This window comes from Paraburkholderia sp. MM5384-R2, assembly GCF_014201025.1.
GTDB classification, from domain to species: Bacteria; Pseudomonadota; Gammaproteobacteria; order Burkholderiales; family Burkholderiaceae; genus Paraburkholderia; species Paraburkholderia tuberum.
The window spans coordinates 223,976-243,217 of sequence record NZ_JACHDI010000008.1 but is presented as its reverse complement, the minus strand read 5'-3'; the positions used below and the strand labels follow the sequence as shown (position 1 = coordinate 243,217).

Genomic DNA, 19,242 nt, shown 5'->3' with positions numbered 1-19,242 from the left:
ATTAGCCCCATTGCTGCTTATGCAGTCCCACGCAAGTCCGTTACGAAGCCACCGATCATGTCCACACCCACCGCCCCGCTCGCCGCCGCCTCCCCCGCGCTGTCCACCCGCGGCCAGCTCAACGGCGTACTGTTCGTCGCGCTGTTCGCCGCCGCGGTCACGCGCATCGCGGCGATTCCGGCGATTGCCGGCCTTGGCCTGAGTCCGCTGATCGTCGGCATCGTCGCGGGTGCGATCTACGGCAACGCGCTGCGCGACAGCATGCCGGCCAGTTGGGCGGCCGGCGTGAATTTCTCGGCGCGCAAGCTGCTGCGCATCGCGGTCGCGTTCTTCGGCTTGCGTGTGAGCCTGCAGGAAATCGCCCAGGTCGGCCTGCCGGGTCTGGCGGAGTCGGTGCTGATCGTCGTCAGCACGCTCGTGATCGGCACCTGGGCCGGCATGAAAATCATGAAGCTCGATCGCGACACCGCGCTCCTGACGGCGGCCGGCAGCGCGATCTGCGGCGCGGCCGCGGTGCTCGCGTTCGAATCGACGCTGCAGTCGAAGCCGCACAAGAGCGCGATGGCGGTCGGCAGCGTCGTGCTGTTCGGCACGCTGTCGATGTTCCTCTACCCGGTGCTGTTCAACGCAGGCTGGCTGCATCTCGACACGGTCGGCGCCGGCCTGTTCTTCGGCGGCACGATCCACGAGGTCGCGCAGGTGGTCGGCGCGGCGAGCAACGTGAGCCCCGAAGCGACGCACATCGCGACGATCGTCAAGATGACCCGCGTGATGCTGCTCGTGCCGGTATTGCTGGTGGTCGGCCTGTGGGTGAACCGCCCGACGCGCGGCGCGAAGGATGGCGGCACGCACGGCGCCGCCCCGCGCAAGCTGGCGATCCCCTGGTTCGCACTCGGCTTCCTCGCCTGCGTGGCGATCAACTCGCTGCATGTGCTGCCGGAAAGCGCCACCTCGACGCTGAACCTGTTCGACACCTTCGCGCTGACGATGGCGATGACCGCACTCGGCATGGAAACGCGCTTCTCGCAGATTCGCGAAGCGGGTCCGCGCGCGCTGACCACCGGCCTGATTCTCTATGTATGGCTGATCGCCGGCGGACTCGGCATCACATGGACCGTCCAGCACCTGTTCCACTAAGCCGTCGCCGGCTCTCCCGCCTTCCCCGACACCCCGCCGCGCGCGGGGTTTTGCGCTTTCTCGCGCACCATCCCGGCCGATCACACGGCATACTCGTTGCTGCGAACTTTGCCCCCCAACCCGCCCGTGCGCGACGTCCGATGACAGCGGTGAAACCGCCTTGCCGCGACGCGTCCGGGCGACCGCAATGAGGATCGATCGATGAGCCTGGAACTGTACTACTGGGATGGCCTGCAAGGCCGCGGCGAATTCGTGCGGCTCGCGCTGGAGGAAGCCGGCGTCGACTATGTCGAAGTCGCGCGCGGCAAGCCTTCGAAGGGCCTTGGCACCAAGGCGATGATGGCGGTGATGCAAAGCCCCGACGAGCCGTATCCGCCGTTCGCGCCACCGTTTCTGAAAGACGGCGATCTGGTGATCGCGCAGACCGCCAACATCCTGTTCTATCTCGGCCCGCGGCTCAAGCTCGCGCCGGAGGTGGACAGCCTGCGCCATGTCGCGAACGGCCTGCAGCTGACGATCGCCGACGTCGTCACCGAAGCGCACGACACCCACCATCCGCTCGCGAGCGGCCTCTACTACGAGGATCAGAAAGACGCGGCGAAGGTGCGCGCGCACGATTTCATCGACCATCGGATTCCGAAGTTCATGTCGTACTTCGAGCGCGTGCTCGCGCAGAATCCGGCCGGCGACAGCTTCATGGTCGGCGACACGCTGACCTATGTGGACCTGTCGATGTTCCAACTGATCGACGGTCTGCTGTACGCGTTTCCGCGCGCGCTGAAGCGCTTCGGCGAGCACTATCCGCGGCTCGCCGCGCTGCACGACGCCGTGATCGCAAGACCGAACATCGCCGCGTATCTGGACTCGGACCGGCGCATCGGCCATAACGAAAGCTGCATCTTCCGGCACTATCCTGAACTCGACAAGGCGGCGACTTGAACCGCGCCGCCCGCCCCCGCCCGCTCGCCGCCGCGCGCCCGCCATTCGAGGCGGGCGCGCTGCTGTTGTGCCACGGGTTTTTCAACCGTCCCTCACGCCCCGTACCGACGACGTGCTTTCATTCCTGCTGAAGCTGCGCACCCGCGCCCAAAGCGTTTTCCGCCTCTCAGAAGCCCATACGGTGCTGGTCTGGGCCGTTGTGGTCGGCATTGCCGGCGCGTTGGCGACCATCGTGTTTCGCAAGGGCATCGAACTGCTGCAACTGGCGATTGCCGGCCGCTCCGGCAGCTTCGTCGACATGGCGCGCAGCCTGCCGTGGACCATGCGCATCTGGCTGCCGGCCGCGGGTGGTCTCGTCGCCGGCATTTTCCTGCTGATTGCGCAGCGTCACGCCGACACGAAAACGCACACCGACTACATGGAAGCGGTCGCGATCGGCGACGGCGTCGTGCCGGTGCGCCTGAGCCTGTGGCGCAGCGTGTCGTCGCTGTTTACGATCGCGAGCGGCGGTTCGATCGGTCGTGAAGGTCCGATGGTGCAGCTCGCGGCGCTCGCCTCGTCGCTGATCGGCCGCTGGGTCCACTTCGATCCGCCGCGGCTGCGCCTGCTCGTCGCGTGCGGCGCGGCGGCCGGTATCACGTCCGCGTACAGCGCGCCGATCGCGGGCGCGTTTTTCGTCACCGAGATCGTGCTCGGCTCGATCGCGATGGAAAGCTTCGGGCCGGTGCTGGTCGCGGCGGTCGTCGCGAACATCACGATGCGCGAGTTCGCCGGCTACAAGCCGCCCTACGAGATGCCGGAGTTTCCGACCGTGACCGGTCCCGAGGTGCTGCTGTTCGTCGCGCTCGGCGCGCTGTGCGGCGCGGCCGCGCCGCAGTTTCTGCGGCTGCTCGACGCATCGAAGGCGGCCTTTCGCAAGCTGCCGGTGGCGTTGCCGGTGCGGCTCGCGCTCGGCGGTCTCGTGGTCGGCATCATTTCGGTCGCGGAGCCCGAGGTGTGGGGCAACGGCTACAGCGTCGTGAACTCGATCCTGCATTCGCCGTGGACCTGGTCCGCGCTCCTGCTGGTGCTCGTCTGCAAGCTCGCGGCGACCGCGGCGACGGCCGGCTCCGGCGCGGTGGGCGGCGTGTTCACGCCGACGCTGTTCGTCGGCGCGGCGGTCGGCTCGCTGTTCGGCCAGGGCATGCACGCGTTGTGGCCGCATGCGACGTCGGCCGCTTACGCCTATGCGATGGTCGGCATGGGCGCATTCCTCGCGGGCGCGACCCAGGCGCCGCTGATGGCGATCCTGATGATCTTCGAGATGACGTTGAGCTATCAGGTCGTGCTGCCGCTGATGCTGTCGTGCGTGGTCGCGTATTTCGTCGCTCGCGCGATCGGCAAGACCTCGATGTACGAGATCACGCTGCGCCGCAATCGCGAGGAGCAGGAGCGCTCGCGATTGCGCGCGACGCAGATGCGCGAGCTGATCCGCCCCGCGCAGACCGTCGTGCCGCCGAACGCGACCGTGCACGACATGACGCGCGTGTTCCTCGAGTATCCGGTCAAGTATCTGTACGTCGCGAACGACTCGGGCGCGTTTCTCGGCGTGGTCGCGCTGAAGGACATCACGTCCGATCTGCTCGAGCGGCGTGAAACGTCGATGAAAACCGCCGCCGATTATCTGCAGCCGCATTTCGACGTGCTGACGCCGGACATGTCGCTCGCCATCGCGTTACAGCACTTCATGGCGTTTCAGGGCGAGCGGCTGCCGGTGATCGAAAGCACCGCGCATCCGAAGCTCGCCGGCGTCGTCTACAAGACCTCGCTGCTCGATGCGTACTTCCGCATGAGTCCGTCGCGCTAGAGCTTTCGCAGGCTTCGCGGGGCGCGATGCAAAGCGCCGCGGATTCTCTACAATGGACAGACCCGCCGGCCCTTCACGCGGCCGGCACGCGTGAGCCCAGCTTGGGCGCAGCGACAGCGCCCGCCGTATCGTCGGAGCGAAGATGAGCGAACCGTCCCCCGAGGCCGTACGCCGCGATCAGGCCGGCTGGATTTTCGTGCATATCGAAGGCGAGCCGTACGATCGCGGCGAGCAGCACGGCCAGCTGCTCGCCGACGAAATCAGAAACGCGATCCGCACCGCGCGCTATCTCGCCAAATGGGACACCGGCGAGGAGTTCGACACCTTCGTCAATGCCGCGACGAGCCAGTTCGCGAGCAAGCTCGACACCGAATTCGCCGATGAAATCCATGGCATCGCCGACGGCGCGAATCTGCCGTTCGCCGAAGTGCTTGCGTGGAACGGCTACATGGATCTGCTGCAAAGCTGGTGGCCGACGCACGCCGCGCAGGCGCAGCCGCATCTGGGCGCGAAACTGTGGCGCGGCCGGCGCGGTCACCACTGCAGCGCGTTCATCGCGACCGGCAACGCGACGCGCGACGGCCGCATCGTGATGGCGCACAACTCGTGGGACCGCTACGCGGCCGGCGACGCGTTCAACGTCGTGTTCGACATCGTGCCCGACCGCGGCAACCGCATCCTGATGCAGGGCCTGCCGGGCTGCATCTCGAGCCTGACCGATTTCTGGGTCACGGCGGCCGGCCTGATGATCACCGAAACGACGATCTCGAACTTCGCGGGCTACAACGCGGCCGGTGCGCCCGAGTTCTATCGCTCGCGGCGCGCGTCGCAATATGCGAACAGCATCAAGGAATGGTGCGACATGTTCTCGCTCGCGAACAACGGCGGCTACGCGAACAGTTGGCTGCTCGGCGACACGAAGACCGGCGAGATCGCGCGTTACGAACTCGGGCTGCACTATGCGGGCTTCGAGACCACCAAAGACGGTTTCTACAGCGGCTACAACACCGCGACGGATCTGAAGATCCGCAACCAGGAATGCATCGGCGAAGGCGAGGACTATACCGACGTGCGCAAGAACGGCGCGCGGCGTCTGCGTTTCATGCAGCTCGAGGAACTGCATCGCGGCAGCATCGACGTCGAGCTCGCGAAGCAGATGATCGCCGATCATCACGACGTCTATCTCGATCGCAACGACAACCCGTGCTCGCGCACGATCTGCGGGCATCTGGAGCTCGACGACGCGCGCTTCGGCGGCACCGATCACGGGCCGTTCAATCCGTGGGGCGCGAACGACGGCAAGGTGATCGACAGCGAAATGGCCCGCGAGATGGCCTTCACCGCGCGCTGGGGGCATCCGTGCGGCCGGCCGTTCGACGCACAGGCGTTCATGAAGCGGCATCCGCAGTGGAACTGGCTGAACGGCTATATGCGCGACCGGCCGTCGTGGCCGTGGACGCGCTTCGATGTGCTGCGCTAGCGCATGGCGGACGCGCGCGCCTGTTCATGCGATGATGGAATCTACAATCCGGTTTTGTCGCAAATGTGCGCGCGTTGCAGTATTTGCCATCTAAGATAGTAAAGAGCCTGGGGCCGCGCAGCGCCATGCCGTCCTCGGCTCGCACCGTCCTCTCGACGCGGGACGGCACAGGGTTTGCTCGATTGTCAGCGCCGCATGAGCTTTAGGAGGTCGGGCGATGAAAACCTCGACACTGTTAATCATGGTGACGCTGTCAGCCTCGTGCTTTGCCGCGCCGGTTCATACCGCCTCGGACAGCACGGATTCCATCACGCTTGCGCAACGCGCGAACGCCGCGCCGGTCGCGCCTGCGGCCCCAGACGTGTCGAGCACCGACGCCAGCCGTCCGCAGCAATGGGAGCATATTGCGCTGCCGAAGTCCCGACATCTGGAACGCAGCCTGACCGGGCAGAACGAGCATCTGACCACGTGAGGGCCGCCGCAACGGCGGGCGGCGGCGCGGCTACGACGGCGCGCCTGCCCGGTTTGCGCCGGCTGTCATGACGATGGGGTGGCGATGGGCGCGGGATTGCAACAGACTGCGAGAAACTCATCGCGGCGAGGCGCTGGCTTTTCGTGGCAGCAATAACGACGTGACTAACTTAAGCTCACCAGGAGCATGCGCATGACGGCCTCGGATATCCCCGGCGAATCGATCGATCTGCAGATCGCCGATCTTCTCAGCGAAGTCGAATTCCCGACCAACAAGGACGCACTCGTCGACGCCGCGCGCGAAGCCGGCGCGAGCAACGAGGTGTTGGCGATGCTCGATGGTATGCCGGAGCAGGATTATGTCGACATCGAGTCGGTCACGCGCCTGATCGGCGGCAACTATGGCCCGGGCTTAGGGATTTGAACCCGGATTCAGCCTCGCCTCACCTCACACGTCAGAACTGCGACGACGCCGCGATCCGCGCGCGCGCCACCCGCGTCACACGGCGCGTCGTGCGGCTGTTTTCGAGCGCGTCGTCGGCGATCTCGCGCGCCGTCGGAGCGTCGGACCCGCTCACCCCGGCCACCACCCGCACCGGCGCCACGCTACGGGAATCCCGCGCCTGCGCGCTGTCCGGCTGGAAATGCTCGACCAGATGGTCGATGAACGTCCGCACCTTCGCCGGCAGATGCAGCCGGCTCGGATACGCAATCGTGATTTCGATGGGCGGCAGACTGTACGCGTCGAGCAGACGCACGAGCCGCCCCGCCGTCAGATCACGGCCGATCAGGTAGCTCGGCAGGATCGCCACGCCCATGCCGAGCAGCGCGAACTGCCGCAGCATCTCGGCGTTGTTCGCCGCGATCGCGTTGGTCGGCCGCACCCGCACTTCGCCGTCCGGCCCATTGAACAACCGCTCCTCGCCGCCCTGCTCGGCCGGCCTGCTCAGGCACGAATGCCTGAGCAGATCCTCGGGGCGCTTCGGCGTGCCGTGTTGCGCCAGATACTCGGGCGTCGCGCAAACCGTCATGTAGCCGGTCGTCAACCGCCGCGTGACGATGCTCGCGCTGCGCATGTGCCGCGCAGCCAGGATGCCGACGTCGAAGCCCTCTTCGACCAGATCGACGTGGCGGTCGGCGAGCGTGACGTCGGGCACGACGTCGGGATAGCGCGCCGCGTACGACTGCACGACCGGCGCGAGACTGTGCAATCCGAACACGACCGGCGCGACGATGCGCAGCGTGCCGACCGGCTCGTGATTGCGCGCCACCACCATCTGCTCGACGCTCTCGAGATCGGCGAGGATGTGGCGTACGCGCTCCAGATAGGTCGCGCCCGATTCGGTCAGCGAAAGACGGCGGGTGGTGCGGTTCAGCAGTCGCGTGCCGAGCCGCGCTTCGAGATCCGCGACGTGCCGCGTGACGACCGCGGTGGACAGATCCAGCGCGCCCGACGCGCCGACGAAACTGCCGAGGTCCGACACCTTGACGAACACGCGCATCGACTGCAGTTGATTCATGGACGACTCCTGCCTCGGTAAAGCCGGGCCGGCGCAACCGTTGCCGCCTGTGTCGACCCGCGCCGCATGGGCGCGCGCGGGTCCGCCCAACGCAACCGATTCTAGCGATAGGACATGTCCCAACCCTGACCCAGACATGACATTCCGGTCAGATTCGGCGCGGCGTGTCCATCGCGCCACTATTACGGCGTCTATCGTGGATTTTAGCTAGGTATAAACCCTAGTTTACTGGTAAGATGGCGGCCAAAGAAAGTTACCGCTACACCGCCATGCCACATCGTTTTCGTCTGCTGGAAAAGATCGCGTTTTCGCTGGTTTGCTGGTCGGCCGCCGCAAGCTCGGCCTATATCGCTTACGAGCGCTGCCCCGATATCAAGGTTGCCCTGCACGCCGGGGAAAAATTCCTCGACGCCAGCGGCCAGTACGCGTTCGCGTGCGCGGCGCCCGCCGCCGAGGCCTGCGCGCAACTGCCGGTCGAATGATTTTTCCGCCTTGAACCGTCTCTGATGCGCGATCCCTCCGGGTCGCGCATCCGCGCATCCGCGCCTCCAGGCTCAACGCCTACCGTTACGCATCGCGCCCGAACACCACGCGCGAGAAAAACCCCGCCAGCACCGTTTCGGCCATCTCCGCCGGCACATTTTGCGGATCGACCGTGTAGAAGAACTGCACGCCGTCGCACAGACCCATCAGGCCGATCGCGAGCTGCTCGGGCGGCATCGACATCGGCGTGCCCACGCGCTCCGAGAACTCGCGCACATAGGCGCTCAACTGTTCGATCTTTTCGTGCATGAACGCGTTGAAGCGCAGCCGGAAACGGCCGTCGCGCACCGCCAGTAGCTTCGCCTCCACCCACAACAGAAAACACTTGTTCTCGCGATGCAGCGAGCTGTAGTAGCGCAGCACGCGCGCCTCCATCTCCTCGCGGGACGCCGCGCTTTCGAAGATCGCATGCAGGCCCGCCTGCATCGCTTCGTGATCGCGCCGCAATAGCTCCAGAAACAGCTCGGTCTTGCTGCGGAAGTTCGAATAGAACGCGCCGCGCGTATAGCCAGCCGCCGCCGCGATGTCCTCGACACTCGCCGCGACGAAGCCCTTCTTCATGAAAATTGCCTGCGCGGCATCGAGCAGCCGCTCCCGCGTCTGGTCCTTGCTCTGCTCTCTTGTCAGTCTTTGACGTTTCATGGCCGCAAGCCTAGCACCCAAAAGAATTCAAATCCATCCATACATTCAGATACATGAGTGTATTAGAATGCATTGCTTCATTCAAAGCCATTCCTGTATGCCATTAGCATGGCGCGGCATGCGGGTCTTCGCTGGCGGGCCGCGCGGCTTGCCGTGTTCGTTCGCTGTCTCCAGATGGGGTAATTGTGAAGCGTCCCGGTTCTCCCGCATCGTCAGCGATGCGCCAGCAGTCTCCCCCATCCTCTCACCGCGGTTTCTCCAGCCAGACCTGCGCGTTGGCGCTGGCAGGCGTGCTCGCGCTCGCGGCCTGCTCGAAGAGGGAAGCCGCGGCGCCCGCGCCGCGCCCGGTGGTCGCGCTCGCCGTGCATGCGGACGGCCACGCGCTGCAGGCGGCGTCGCTGCCCGGCGAAGTGCAGGCGCGCTATTCGACGCCGCTGTCGTTCCGCGTCGCTGGCAAGATCATCGAGCGGCGGGTACGGCTCGGCGACACGGTGAAAAGCGGCGAAGTCGTCGCGCTGCTCGACCCGGCCGATGCGCAGAAAAACGCCGCGAGCACGCAGGCGCAGCTCGACGCCGCGCAGCACAACCTCGTCTATGCGCAGCAGCAGCTCGAACGCGACAGGGCGCAGGCCAAAGAGAACCTGATCGCGCCCGCGCAGCTCGAACAGACCACCAACGCCTACGCGTCCGCGCTCGCGCAGCGCGATCAGGCGCAGCAGCAGGCGGCACTCGCGAAGAACCAGCTGCAGTACACGACGCTCGTCGCCGGTCATGCGGGCGTCATCACGGCTGAACAGGCGGACACGGGCCAGAACGTGTCGGCGGGTCAGGCCGTCTACAACCTCGCGTGGAGCGGCGACGTCGACGTGCTGTGCGACGTGCCCGAAAGCGCGCTCGCCGCATTCGCGGTCGGCCAGAACGCGAGCGTCACGCTCGCCGCGCTGCCGGGCCGCACGCTCGGCGCACGCGTGCGCGAGCTGTCGCCGGCCGCCGATCCGCAGAGCCGCACCTGGCGCGCGCGTCTGACCCTGCTCGATGCCGGCGCCGACGTGCGCCTCGGCATGACCGCCGACGTCACGCCGGCCGTGCCGCTCGCCGCGGCGGCCGCGCAGCACGGCGTGTTCACGCTGCCGGTCACCGCGCTGTTTCACGAGGGGCGCGAACCGGCCGTGTGGGTCGTGCGCGCAGCGGACAACACGCTCGAGCTGCGTCGCGTAACCGTCACGCGCTACTACGAGCGCACGTTCGTCGTCAGCGATGGCCTGAAAGATGGCGAAAGCGTCGTGCTGCAGGGCGTGCACACCGTGAGCGCCGGCCAGAAAGTCCGCGCGATCGCACCGCTGCATCCCGAGGACTTCGCTTCATGAGCACGTCGCACGAAGAGGGACGCTTCAATCTGTCCGCGTGGGCGCTGCGTCATCAGGCGCTGGTCGTATTCCTGATCGCGCTCGCCACTGCGTTCGGCATTCTCGCCTACACGCGGCTCGCGCAGTCGGAAGACCCGCCCTTCACGTTCCGCGTGATGGTGATCCGCACGTTCTGGCCGGGTGCCACCGCGCGCCAGGTACAGGAGCAGCTGACCGATCGCATCGGCCGCAAGCTGCAGGAAACGCCGTACATCGATTTCGTGCGCAGCTACTCGCGTCCCGGCGAATCGCTGATCTTCTTCACGATGAAGGACTCGGCGCCGGTGAGCCAGGTGCCCGAGACGTGGTACCAGGTGCGCAAGAAAGTCGGCGACATCGCGTCGAGCTTGCCGCCGGGCATCCAGGGCCCGTTCTTCAACGACGAATTCGGCGACGTCTACACCAACATCTACACGCTCGAAGGCGACGGCTTTTCCGCTGCGCAACTGCACGATTACGCGGACCAGCTACGCTCGGTGCTAGTGCGCGTGCCGGGCGTCGGCAAGGTCGACTATTTCGGCGATCCCGATCAGCACATCTACATCGAGATCGCCAACACGCAGTTGACGCGTCTCGGCATCTCGCCACAACAGCTTGGGCAGGCGATCAACGCGCAGAACACGATCGCGCCCGCGGGCACGCTGACCACCACGGACGACCGCGTGTTCGTGCGCCCGAGCGGCCAGTTCAACGACGTGCGCGCGCTCGCCGACACGCTGATCCGCATCAACAACCGCACGTTGCGTCTCGGCGACATCGCGACGATCAAGCGCGGCTACGACGACCCGGTCGTCACGCAGATGCGCTTCGGCGGCAAACCCGTGCTCGGTATCGGCGTGACGATGCAGCCGGGCGGCGACGTGATCCGCCTCGGCCGCGCGCTCGATCAGCAGATGACCCAACTGCGCGCCGCGCTGCCCGCCGGATTGAATCTCGTCGAAGTATCGAGCATGCCGCACGCGGTCGCGCGCTCGGTCGACGACTTCCTCGAAGCGGTCGCCGAAGCGGTCGCGATCGTGCTGGTCGTGAGCCTCGTGTCGCTCGGCGTGCGCACCGGCATGGTGGTCGTGATCTCGATTCCGGTGGTGCTCGCGGTCACCGCGCTGTGCATGTACCTGTTCGATATCGGCCTGCACAAGGTATCGCTCGGCACACTCGTGCTCGCGCTCGGCCTGCTCGTCGACGATGCGATCATCGCGGTCGAAATGATGTCGGTGAAGCTCGAGCAAGGCTGGAACCGCACGCGCGCCGCGGCCTTCGCGTACACCAGCACCGCGTTTCCGATGCTGACCGGCACGCTCGTCACCGTGTCCGGCTTCCTGCCGATCGCGCTCGCGAAGTCGAGCACCGGCGAGTACACGCGCTCGATCTTCGAGGTGTCGGCGATCGCGCTGATCGCGTCGTGGCTCGCGGCGGTCGTGCTGATTCCGCTGCTCGGCTATCACATGCTGCCCGAGCGCAAGCGCCATGCGCACGAGCCTGACGATCACGAACATGACATCTATGACACGCGCTTCTACACGCGCTTGCGCGGCTGGATCGGCTGGTGCATCGAGCGGCGCTTCGTCGTGCTCGCGATCACCGTGCTGCTGTTCGTGCTCGCGATGGCCGGCTTCTCGCTCGTGCCGCAGCAGTTCTTCCCGAGCTCGGACCGGCCGGAGTTGCTGGTCGATGTGCGGCTGCCCGAAGGCGCGTCGTTCGATGCAACGCTGCGCCAGGCGCAGCGCCTCGAACAGGTTCTCAAAGGCCGGCCTGAAATCGATCACTCAGTCAGCTTCGTCGGCACCGGCGCGCCGCGCTTCTATCTGCCGCTCGATCAGCAATTGCAGCAGCCGAACTTCGCACAGTTCGTGATCACCGCGAAGTCGGTCAAGGATCGCGAGAAGCTCGCGCAGTGGCTCGAACCGGAGTTGCTCAACAACTTCCCGGCGATCCGCACGCGCCTGTCGCGCCTCGAGAACGGGCCGCCGGTCGGCTATCCGGTGCAGTTCCGCGTGAGCGGCGACGACATCGCGACCGTGCGCTCGATCGCCGAACGCGTCGCCGCGACGATGCGCGCCAATCGCGGCACCCGCAACGTGCAGTTCGACTGGGACGAACCCGCCGAGCGCTCGGTGCGCTTCGAGATCGACCAGAAACGCGCGCGCGAGCTCGGCGTGACGTCCGAAGACATCGCCAGCTTTCTCGCGATGACGATGTCCGGCTACACGGTCACGCAGTATCGGGAGCGCGACAAGCTGATCAGCGTCGATCTGCGCGCGCCGCGCGCCGAACGCGTCGACCCGTCGCAGCTGACCGCGCTCGCGATGCCGACGCCCAACGGCCCGGTGCCGCTCGGCACGCTCGGACATCTGCGCAACGACCTCGAATACGGCGTGATCTGGGAACGCGACCGTCAGCCGACCATCACCGTGCAGTCGGACGTGGCGGCCGGCGCGCAAGGCATCGACGTCACGCACGCGGTGGACCGCGCGCTCGCGCCGATCCGCGCGACGCTGCCGGTCGGCTACCGGATCGAGATCGGCGGCTCCGTCGAGGAAAGCGCCAAGGGTCAAACCTCGATCAACGCGCAGATTCCGATCATGGTGATCGCGGTGCTCACGCTGCTGATGATCCAGCTGCAAAGCGTCGCGCGCGTGCTGATGGTCGTGCTGACCGCGCCGCTCGGCCTGATCGGCGTCGTGCTCACCTTGCTGCTGTTCGGCCAGCCGTTCGGCTTCGTCGCGATGCTCGGCGTGATCGCGATGTTCGGCATCATCATGCGCAACTCGGTGATTCTCGTCGATCAGATCGAGCAGGACATTGCGTCGGGGCAGAAGCGTTTCGATGCGATCGTCGGCGCGACCGTGCGGCGGTTCCGGCCGATCACGCTGACCGCCGCGGCCGCCGTGCTCGCGCTGATCCCGCTGCTGCGCTCGAACTTCTTCGGGCCGATGGCGACCGCGCTGATGGGCGGCATCACGAGCGCGACGATCCTCACGCTGTTCTATCTGCCCGCGTTGTACGCCGCGTCGTTCCGCGTACGCGCCGACGAGCGCGAGCCGCAGACGCCGTCCGGTGCCGGCGCCACGCACACGGGTAACTGAGCATGAGCACGAGCATGACTACTCCCGCCCTATCCCGCCACCGCCGCGCGCGCTTCGACGCGCTGGCCCGTACCACGCTTGCCACCAGCATCGCCGGCATCACCTGCATGCTCGGCGCCTGCTCGTTCGGACCGAACGGCGACGCGCCCGCGATGCCGCAGCCCGCGCACTACGGTGCCGAGCCGCTACCGACGCAAACCGTGACTGCGCAGGGCGTCTCGCAGCAGTTCGTGACCGGCGCGCAGCCGGTGCCCGAATGGTGGAAGCTGTACCGCTCGGATGCGCTGAACGCGCTCGTCGACGAAGGCCTGCGCAACAGTCCGACGCTCGACGCGACCGACCGCAGTCTCGCGGCCGCGCGCGAGCAATTGCGCGCGCAGGTCGGCAGCTCGCTGCTGCCGACCATCGACGCCGGCGGCCAGGCCACCCGCAATCGCGCGCTCGCGATCCCCGAGATCGGACCGAACACGTTTCTGTACAACGTGTTCGTCGGTCAGTTGCAGGCGCGCTACACGTTCGATCTGTTCGGCGCCGCGCGTCTCGCGAACGCGGCGCTCGCCGCGCGCGTGAACGTGCAGGTCTACCAGCTCGAGGCGGCGCGGCGCGCGCTCGCCGCGAACATCGTGACCGCGACGATCACGAGCGCCGCGCTGCATGCTCAGATCGACACGACCGAGCGGCTCGTGGTCCTCGCCAACGATCAGGCGCGCGATACCGAGCGGCGCTTCGCGCTCGGTGCGGTATCGCATGCCGATCTGCTGAACGCGCAGCAGAGCGCGGCGAGCGTGTCGGCGAGTCTGCCGGCGCTGAAGCAACAGTGGCTCACTACGCGTCACGCGCTCGCGGTGCTGCTTGGCCGCACACCCGATGCCGCGCCCGACGACATCGATCTCGCGCAGTTGCATGTGCCGGAGCAGGTGCCGGTGGTGGTGCCGTCGGAGCTGCTGCGCACGCGGCCCGACATCGAGGCCGCCGACGCCGCGCTGAAGGCCGCTGCGACCGATGTCGGCGTCGCCACCGCGCAGATGTTCCCGAGTCTGTCGCTGTCGGCATCGATGGGACAAGGCGGGTTTAGCTGGCCGGTCGCGATGTCCGGTGCGGGGGCCATCTGGAGCATCGGCGCGTCGCTGTCGCAACCGCTGTTTCACGGCGGCGCGCTGCTCGCGCAGCGCCGCGCGGCGCAGCACACGTATGAAGCGAGCGTGTCGCAGTACAAACAGACCGTGCTGGCCGCGTTTCAGAACGTCGCCGACACGCTCGCCTCACTCGAGCACGACGCGCAGTCGCTCGATGCCGCGAACGTCGCCGCGCGTTCGGCACAGGGCGTGTTCAACGAGACCTCGGCGCGCTCTCGGCTCGGCGCGCTGCCCGTCGCCGCGACGCGTTCGAGCGAGCAGCAATGGCGCAACGCGCAGCTCGATGAGATCCGCTATATGAGCGCGCGGCTGACGGATACGGCGGCGTTGTTTCAGGCGATGGGGAATCCGCTGGTTGATCAGGCAGGCGTATCATCGGCTGCGGCGACTTCGGCTTCTGCGCCTGCATCGGTTGGGACGACGAACACGGCGACATCCAACTAAATCTCGGATTCCGTACGGAACGCGGCACACTTATCCCCAGTTCGTGTTGATGAGCCTGTTGAAAACTGTCTGAACAACGGGCTAACGCATTGAACCTAATACGATTTGTTTGTACGGTGCGAAACGAATCAGAAGCAAGCCACAGGACGCGTGCTCTACAGCGCCTCAACGGTGTTTATCGATCACTGAATCGTGCTATCAGATCGATGCATGCTTGAGGCGCGAAAGAACTTGCCCACTCTTGCGAGCTTTTGAACTCGGGCTCAAGACGAGCAAGCGCCTCAGATAGCCACTGCGACCGTTGCGCTTCGAGAGGCAAATGATCGGTCTCTGATCGAATGACGACGAAGATTCTCCTTCGCTCTATCCCTGAGCGATAAGGGTCTCGTCGTGACAAATCAGCAAGGCGAGCAACACATTGCCTGGGAAGATATTTGCGAAATCGTCGCTACGCGGTCAGAACAATGGATTGGAAATTCGATCGTATTGCTCATCCGGCTAGACGATGGCCGTACCATGACCGTGCCGGAAGGCGATTGTCGAGGTGTTTCGCCGCTGACATGACGGTATGCGGCGAGAGCGGGCCGGTGCCCGTATCGCTTAAGAATCCACGGCCCCCGCGCACCCGCCATCCGAGACATCAAGGCTTGTTCGACTCGAACAGATCCATAATCTGCTTCTTCTCGGTCGTCGACACGCTCGGCGGCGGCACCACCGGCGGCGTCATGCCCGCCGGGCCGACCCCGCCCATCGCATCGGTCGCGCCGGCCATCGGATTGCCCGAATCGAGACCGATGCTCGCGACGAAGCCTTGCCCCGGCAACTTGTCGGTAAAGAACAGCTCGCCGTTCATCACCGTCACACCGTCGGGTTGCTGCGGCTCGGCCTGTGGCACACCGCGCAGCGCGCGCTGCATGTACTCGACCCAGATCGGCAGCGCGAGCTGCGCGCCGAATTCGCGGCTGCCGAGACTCTTCGGCTGGTCGTAGCCCATCCACGCGACCGCCACCAGCGACTGCTGATAGCCGGCGAACCAGCCGTCCTTCGCGTCGTTGGTCGTACCGGTCTTGCCCTGCAGGTCCGAGCGCTTCAGCACGTTGGTGCCCGCGCCCGTACCCGCGGTCGCGACCGAGTGCAACAGGCTGTTCATGATGTATGCGTTACGCGGCTCGAGCGTGCGCGGCGCGTCGTGCCCAGCGACGAGCGGCTGCGCGCGCGAGATCGCCACGCCACGCGCGTCGGTCACTTCGTTGATCAGATACGGATTGATCCGATAGCCGCCGTTCGCGAACACCGAGTACGCGCCCGCCGACTGCAGCGGCGTGACGAGGCCCGCGCCCAGCGCCATCGGCAGATACGGCGGGGTCTTGTCGGCGTCGAAGCCGAAGCGCTGCGTGACGAAGTCCTGCGCGTACCTGGTGCCGATGAACGACAGGATGCGGATCGACACGAGGTTCTTCGACTTCTGCAGCGCGAGGCGCATCGACATCGGACCGTCAGGCTGGTCGTCGTCCTTCGGCTCCCACGCGTCGCCGCCCGGCGTGCTCGGCGGGAAGTACAGCGGCGCGTCGTTGATGATCGTCGCCGGTGCGAGCCCCTTGTCGAGCGCCGCCGAATAGATGAACGGCTTGAAGCTCGAACCCGGCTGCCGCCACGCTTGCGTTACGTGGTTGAACTTGTTCTTGTTGAAGTCGAAACCGCCGATCAGCGCGCGGATCGCGCCGTCCTGCGGCGTCAGCGACACGAGCGCGCCCTCGACCTGCGGCAACTGCGTGATCTGCCAGTTGCCCTTGTCGTCGGCGACGAGGCGCACGATCGAACCCGGCTTGATGCGCAGCGTCGCGTTCGCGCGCGGGCTCAGCGCCGCGGCGACGAAGCGCAGGCCGTCGCCCGACACCGTCACCCGGGTGCCGTCGACCAGTTGCGCGGCCACCTGCTTCGCGCTCGCGTCCGTCACCACGCCGGCGATGATCTCGCCGTTGTCCGGGTGATCGGTCAGCGCGTCGTCGATCGTCTGGTCGCGGTCGTCGCCCGCCTCGGGCAACTGCACGAAGCCTTCCGGTCCGCGATAGCCGTGGCGCCGCTCGTAGTCCATCACGCCCTTGCGCACCGCGCGATACGCAGCGTCCTGATCGGCGGAATCGATCGTGGTGGTCACGTTCAGGCCGCGCGTATAGGTTTCGTCCTTGTACTGCGCGTACATCATCTGCCGCACCATTTCGGCGACGTACTCGGCGTGCACGCTGTACTCGTTGCCCGGATTCTTCGTGTGAATGTCTTCCTTCACGGCCTGGTCGTACTGCTGCTGCGTGATGTAGTTCAGCTCGAGCATGCGTCGCAGGATGTACTCCTGACGGATCTTCGCGCGCTTCGGATTGACGACCGGGTTATACGCGGACGGCGCCTTCGGCAGGCCCGCGAGCATTGCGGCCTGGGCCAGCGTGAGGTCCTTCAGGTCCTTGCCGAAGTACACGCGCGCGGCCGCGGCGAAGCCGTACGCGCGCTCGCCCAGATAGATCTGGTTCATGTACAGCTCGAGGATCTGGTCTTTCGTCAGCGCGCGCTCGATCTTGTACGCGAGCAGCATCTCGTAGATCTTGCGCGTGTACGTCTTCTCGCTGGAGAGGAAGAAGTTGCGCGCGACCTGCATCGTGATCGTGCTCGCGCCCTGCGACGCGCCGCCATGCGCAAGGTCGGCGAAACCGGCGCGCAGGATGCCGACGAAGTCGACGCCGCCGTGTTCGTAAAAGCGGTAGTCCTCGATCGCGAGCACCGCTTTTTTCATCTGGTCGGGGATGTCCTGGAAGCGCACGAGGCTGCGCCGCTCCTCGCCGAATTCGCCGATCAGCACGTGATCGGCGGTGTAGACGCGCAGCGGCACTTTCGGGCGATAGTCGGTCAGCGCGTCGAGCGACGGCAATTGCGGCCCCATCACGACGAGCGCATAGCCGACGATCAGCGCTCCGACCACGGCGACGGTCGCGATCAGGCCGAAGAACCACAGCACGAGCGACGCTCCGATCGAACGACGGCCGCGCTCGGGCTCGCGCGAGGCGGCATTGCGTCCAGGGGTGCGTTGGTGGGAGTCCCGGTCTTCACCAGCCGGAGAGTTCGAGGAATGCGGTCGTTTGATGATTGGCATGACTGGAATAATGAGCCCGCAACTGCGCGCCTGTCTGCACGCGCTCGCGGCGCGCATGGGTCGTGTTCGACGTCCTGGCCGGGACGTACGCCGCCCTGCGGACCTTGCCCCCGGCCGGCCGCACGGCACGCCTCGGGCCATGTCCGGCGCAACGTAACAGCGCATTTTAAAGAAATCGGCAGCGGTCCAAGGCAGTTTTTTTGTAAGAATTCCCTTTGCCGGCCGCCTTTTCCTGGCAAGGGTCTGTAATTTCGCGCAGCGCGCATTGCAGCGTGCGCGCGACGCGCAGCTTATGCGGGGTTATCAACATTTTCTGTTGAAAGGGCTGTGGACAAACCGGCCGCAAACACTACAACTCATTGATGTCACGGGATTTTCGCACCGCGCTTGTTCCGTGGCGGCGCAACTCGTCATATGATGAACCCCGCGCGCGTCCCTCGATGCGCGCGACGGGGACCCCAACGGCGGGATCCAACGGCAGTTCCGATGACGGGTTCCGACACCGTATCCGAAGGCACGCGCTGATCCGCCCATGCTAACAAGACTGCGAGTCGATCATGTCCAAGCCCAGTGAGCGCATCGTCGTATTCGTCACGACCGCGCAGAAACGTGCGATCACCGCGACTGCCGAGGATCTGGGCATCAGCGTGAGTGAACTGATGCGGCGCGCGGTGCTGAGCTTCGGCGCGACCAGCGAACAGGTCAAGGCCGCGAGCATCGTCGACCGGCTGCGCGCGCCGCGCGCGCCCGATCCGCTGAACGCGGCGCTGCAGCGCGTCGCGCGCGGTACGCGCTATGCGCGTGCCGCGCTGCCGGTAGCGCTGCAAGCGGATGAGAAAGACGCGGCGGCTCCGGCGCCTGCCGGCGCGGCCGATGCCGTGGCTTCGCCCTCGATGCAGCAAGCCGGTCGCCCCGCTCCCGTGACCGACGCTGTGGATGCCCCCGCCCCGCTGCTTCCCGCGGGCGTCGCCGCCGCGCTCGCCGCCGAGCAGGACGAACAGGCCGCGGCCACCGCCGAAGCCGTCGCGCGTCTGACGGCAGCACGAGCCGCCGAAAACGCGGAAAACGCCGAAGCGGACGCAATCGACAACGCCGCATCGAAACGGCTGCCCGGCACGTCGGCGCGTCTGCGCAACTCACTCAAGCGCCGCCCCAACGACCAGGACTCCGACGACGACGAACCGCACAGCGACCCGAGCGCCGACAGCGGCCGTTTCGCGTGACGCAAAGCGTGACGGAAAATTACTGCGCACCGAGCCGCAATCACTGCATCCGAGCGATGCAGGCGAGCGTACGCAACGAGTCCCCGTTGCATATCGTTACATCAGTGACACCTGCGTGAAACTCCGCTCGGTAACGCCCGCCCACACCCGCAAACAGCGGCTTTTCGCGCATCGTTCGAGCCTTCGGGAAGCCGCATCGATTAAGCCATCTTTAAGACAGCCGGTGG

Annotated in this window: 15 protein-coding genes; 12 read left to right on the top strand and 3 right to left on the bottom strand. The window is 66.1% G+C overall.

What is annotated here, in order from left to right; all coding sequences use genetic code 11:
- Window positions 1-57: 57 nt before the first annotated feature.
- The 6 genes from HDG37_RS16065 (at window position 58) to HDG37_RS16040 (ending at window position 6,297) form a co-directional block, all read left to right on the top strand.
- Window positions 58-1,137 (top strand): YeiH family protein, encoded by a 1,080-nt coding sequence (locus tag HDG37_RS16065; RefSeq protein ID WP_184049296.1) that lies wholly within the window; start codon window positions 58-60, stop codon window positions 1,135-1,137.
- A 201-nt stretch (window positions 1,138-1,338) separates the two neighbouring features.
- On the top strand, window positions 1,339-2,076 hold the full coding sequence (locus tag HDG37_RS16060) for a glutathione S-transferase (protein WP_184049294.1): 738 nt from the start codon (window positions 1,339-1,341) through the stop codon (window positions 2,074-2,076).
- A 112-nt stretch (window positions 2,077-2,188) separates the two neighbouring features.
- On the top strand, window positions 2,189-3,922 hold the full coding sequence (locus HDG37_RS16055) for a ClcB-like voltage-gated chloride channel protein (protein ID WP_184049292.1): 1,734 nt from the start codon (window positions 2,189-2,191) through the stop codon (window positions 3,920-3,922).
- A gap of 142 nt (window positions 3,923-4,064) precedes the next feature.
- Complete coding sequence (locus HDG37_RS16050; protein ID WP_184049291.1) at window positions 4,065-5,402, top strand: C45 family peptidase; 1,338 nt, start codon at window positions 4,065-4,067, stop codon at window positions 5,400-5,402.
- A gap of 217 nt (window positions 5,403-5,619) precedes the next feature.
- Window positions 5,620-5,874 carry a hypothetical protein gene (locus tag HDG37_RS16045; protein ID WP_184049289.1) on the top strand — a complete coding sequence of 85 codons (255 nt, stop codon included), beginning with the start codon at window positions 5,620-5,622 and terminating at the stop codon, window positions 5,872-5,874.
- A gap of 192 nt (window positions 5,875-6,066) precedes the next feature.
- A complete protein-coding gene (locus tag HDG37_RS16040; RefSeq protein ID WP_184003893.1) occupies window positions 6,067-6,297 on the top strand; it encodes a DUF2795 domain-containing protein in 231 nt (76 codons plus the stop codon).
- Between the two features lie 31 nt (window positions 6,298-6,328).
- Here the strand turns inward: HDG37_RS16040 and HDG37_RS16035 are convergent, their stop codons facing one another.
- Window positions 6,329-7,393 carry a LysR family transcriptional regulator gene (locus tag HDG37_RS16035; protein ID WP_184049287.1) on the bottom strand — a complete coding sequence of 355 codons (1,065 nt, stop codon included), beginning with the start codon at window positions 7,391-7,393 and terminating at the stop codon, window positions 6,329-6,331.
- A 269-nt stretch (window positions 7,394-7,662) separates the two neighbouring features.
- Here HDG37_RS16035 and HDG37_RS16030 point away from each other — a divergent pair, with 269 nt between their 5' ends.
- Complete coding sequence (locus HDG37_RS16030; protein ID WP_184049376.1) at window positions 7,663-7,875, top strand: hypothetical protein; 213 nt, start codon at window positions 7,663-7,665, stop codon at window positions 7,873-7,875.
- Between the two features lie 85 nt (window positions 7,876-7,960).
- Here HDG37_RS16030 and HDG37_RS16025 read toward each other — a convergent pair whose 3' ends face one another.
- Window positions 7,961-8,578, bottom strand: coding sequence for a TetR/AcrR family transcriptional regulator (locus HDG37_RS16025; RefSeq protein WP_090805323.1), 618 nt, complete (start codon window positions 8,576-8,578; stop codon window positions 7,961-7,963).
- Window positions 8,579-8,796: 218 nt separating this feature from the next.
- Here HDG37_RS16025 and HDG37_RS16020 point away from each other — a divergent pair, with 218 nt between their 5' ends.
- The 4 genes from HDG37_RS16020 to HDG37_RS40335 all read left to right on the top strand — a co-directional run bounded on the left by HDG37_RS16020 (window position 8,797) and on the right by HDG37_RS40335 (window position 15,214).
- Window positions 8,797-9,945, top strand: coding sequence for an efflux RND transporter periplasmic adaptor subunit (locus tag HDG37_RS16020; protein WP_184049285.1), 1,149 nt, complete (start codon window positions 8,797-8,799; stop codon window positions 9,943-9,945).
- The gene (locus HDG37_RS16015) at window positions 9,942-13,070 is read left to right on the top strand and encodes an efflux RND transporter permease subunit (RefSeq protein ID WP_184049283.1); all 3,129 of its coding nucleotides are present in this window, start codon (window positions 9,942-9,944) and stop codon (window positions 13,068-13,070) included. The genes HDG37_RS16020 and HDG37_RS16015 overlap by 4 nt, the downstream gene beginning before the upstream one ends.
- Before the next feature lie 14 nt (window positions 13,071-13,084).
- Window positions 13,085-14,650 (top strand): efflux transporter outer membrane subunit, encoded by a 1,566-nt coding sequence (locus tag HDG37_RS16010; RefSeq protein WP_184049281.1) that lies wholly within the window; start codon window positions 13,085-13,087, stop codon window positions 14,648-14,650.
- Window positions 14,651-15,040: 390 nt separating this feature from the next.
- Complete coding sequence (locus HDG37_RS40335; protein WP_184049279.1) at window positions 15,041-15,214, top strand: hypothetical protein; 174 nt, start codon at window positions 15,041-15,043, stop codon at window positions 15,212-15,214.
- Between the two features lie 76 nt (window positions 15,215-15,290).
- On the opposite strand, the gene HDG37_RS16000 is transcribed toward HDG37_RS40335, so the two are convergent.
- The gene (locus HDG37_RS16000; RefSeq protein ID WP_184049277.1) at window positions 15,291-17,792 is read right to left on the bottom strand and encodes a penicillin-binding protein 1A; all 2,502 of its coding nucleotides are present in this window, start codon (window positions 17,790-17,792) and stop codon (window positions 15,291-15,293) included.
- A gap of 557 nt (window positions 17,793-18,349) precedes the next feature.
- Here HDG37_RS16000 and HDG37_RS15995 point away from each other — a divergent pair.
- Window positions 18,350-19,015, top strand: coding sequence for a hypothetical protein (locus HDG37_RS15995; protein WP_184049275.1), 666 nt, complete (start codon window positions 18,350-18,352; stop codon window positions 19,013-19,015).
- Window positions 19,016-19,242: the final 227 nt, after the last annotated feature.

Coding starts and splice junctions, on each gene's coding strand:
- HDG37_RS16065 (WP_184049296.1), top strand. CDS start 58: ATGTCCACACCCACCGCCCCGCTCGCCGCCGCCTCCCCCGCGCTGTCC.
- HDG37_RS16060 (WP_184049294.1), top strand. CDS start 1,339: ATGAGCCTGGAACTGTACTACTGGGATGGCCTGCAAGGCCGCGGCGAA.
- HDG37_RS16050 (WP_184049291.1), top strand. CDS start 4,065: ATGAGCGAACCGTCCCCCGAGGCCGTACGCCGCGATCAGGCCGGCTGG.
- HDG37_RS16045 (WP_184049289.1), top strand. CDS start 5,620: ATGAAAACCTCGACACTGTTAATCATGGTGACGCTGTCAGCCTCGTGC.
- HDG37_RS16040 (WP_184003893.1), top strand. CDS start 6,067: ATGACGGCCTCGGATATCCCCGGCGAATCGATCGATCTGCAGATCGCC.
- HDG37_RS16035 (WP_184049287.1), bottom strand. CDS start 7,393: ATGAATCAACTGCAGTCGATGCGCGTGTTCGTCAAGGTGTCGGACCTC.
- HDG37_RS16030 (WP_184049376.1), top strand. CDS start 7,663: ATGCCACATCGTTTTCGTCTGCTGGAAAAGATCGCGTTTTCGCTGGTT.
- HDG37_RS16025 (WP_090805323.1), bottom strand. CDS start 8,578: ATGAAACGTCAAAGACTGACAAGAGAGCAGAGCAAGGACCAGACGCGG.
- HDG37_RS16020 (WP_184049285.1), top strand. CDS start 8,797: ATGCGCCAGCAGTCTCCCCCATCCTCTCACCGCGGTTTCTCCAGCCAG.
- HDG37_RS16015 (WP_184049283.1), top strand. CDS start 9,942: ATGAGCACGTCGCACGAAGAGGGACGCTTCAATCTGTCCGCGTGGGCG.
- HDG37_RS16010 (WP_184049281.1), top strand. CDS start 13,085: ATGACTACTCCCGCCCTATCCCGCCACCGCCGCGCGCGCTTCGACGCG.
- HDG37_RS16000 (WP_184049277.1), bottom strand. CDS start 17,792: ATGCCAATCATCAAACGACCGCATTCCTCGAACTCTCCGGCTGGTGAA.
- HDG37_RS15995 (WP_184049275.1), top strand. CDS start 18,350: ATGTCCAAGCCCAGTGAGCGCATCGTCGTATTCGTCACGACCGCGCAG.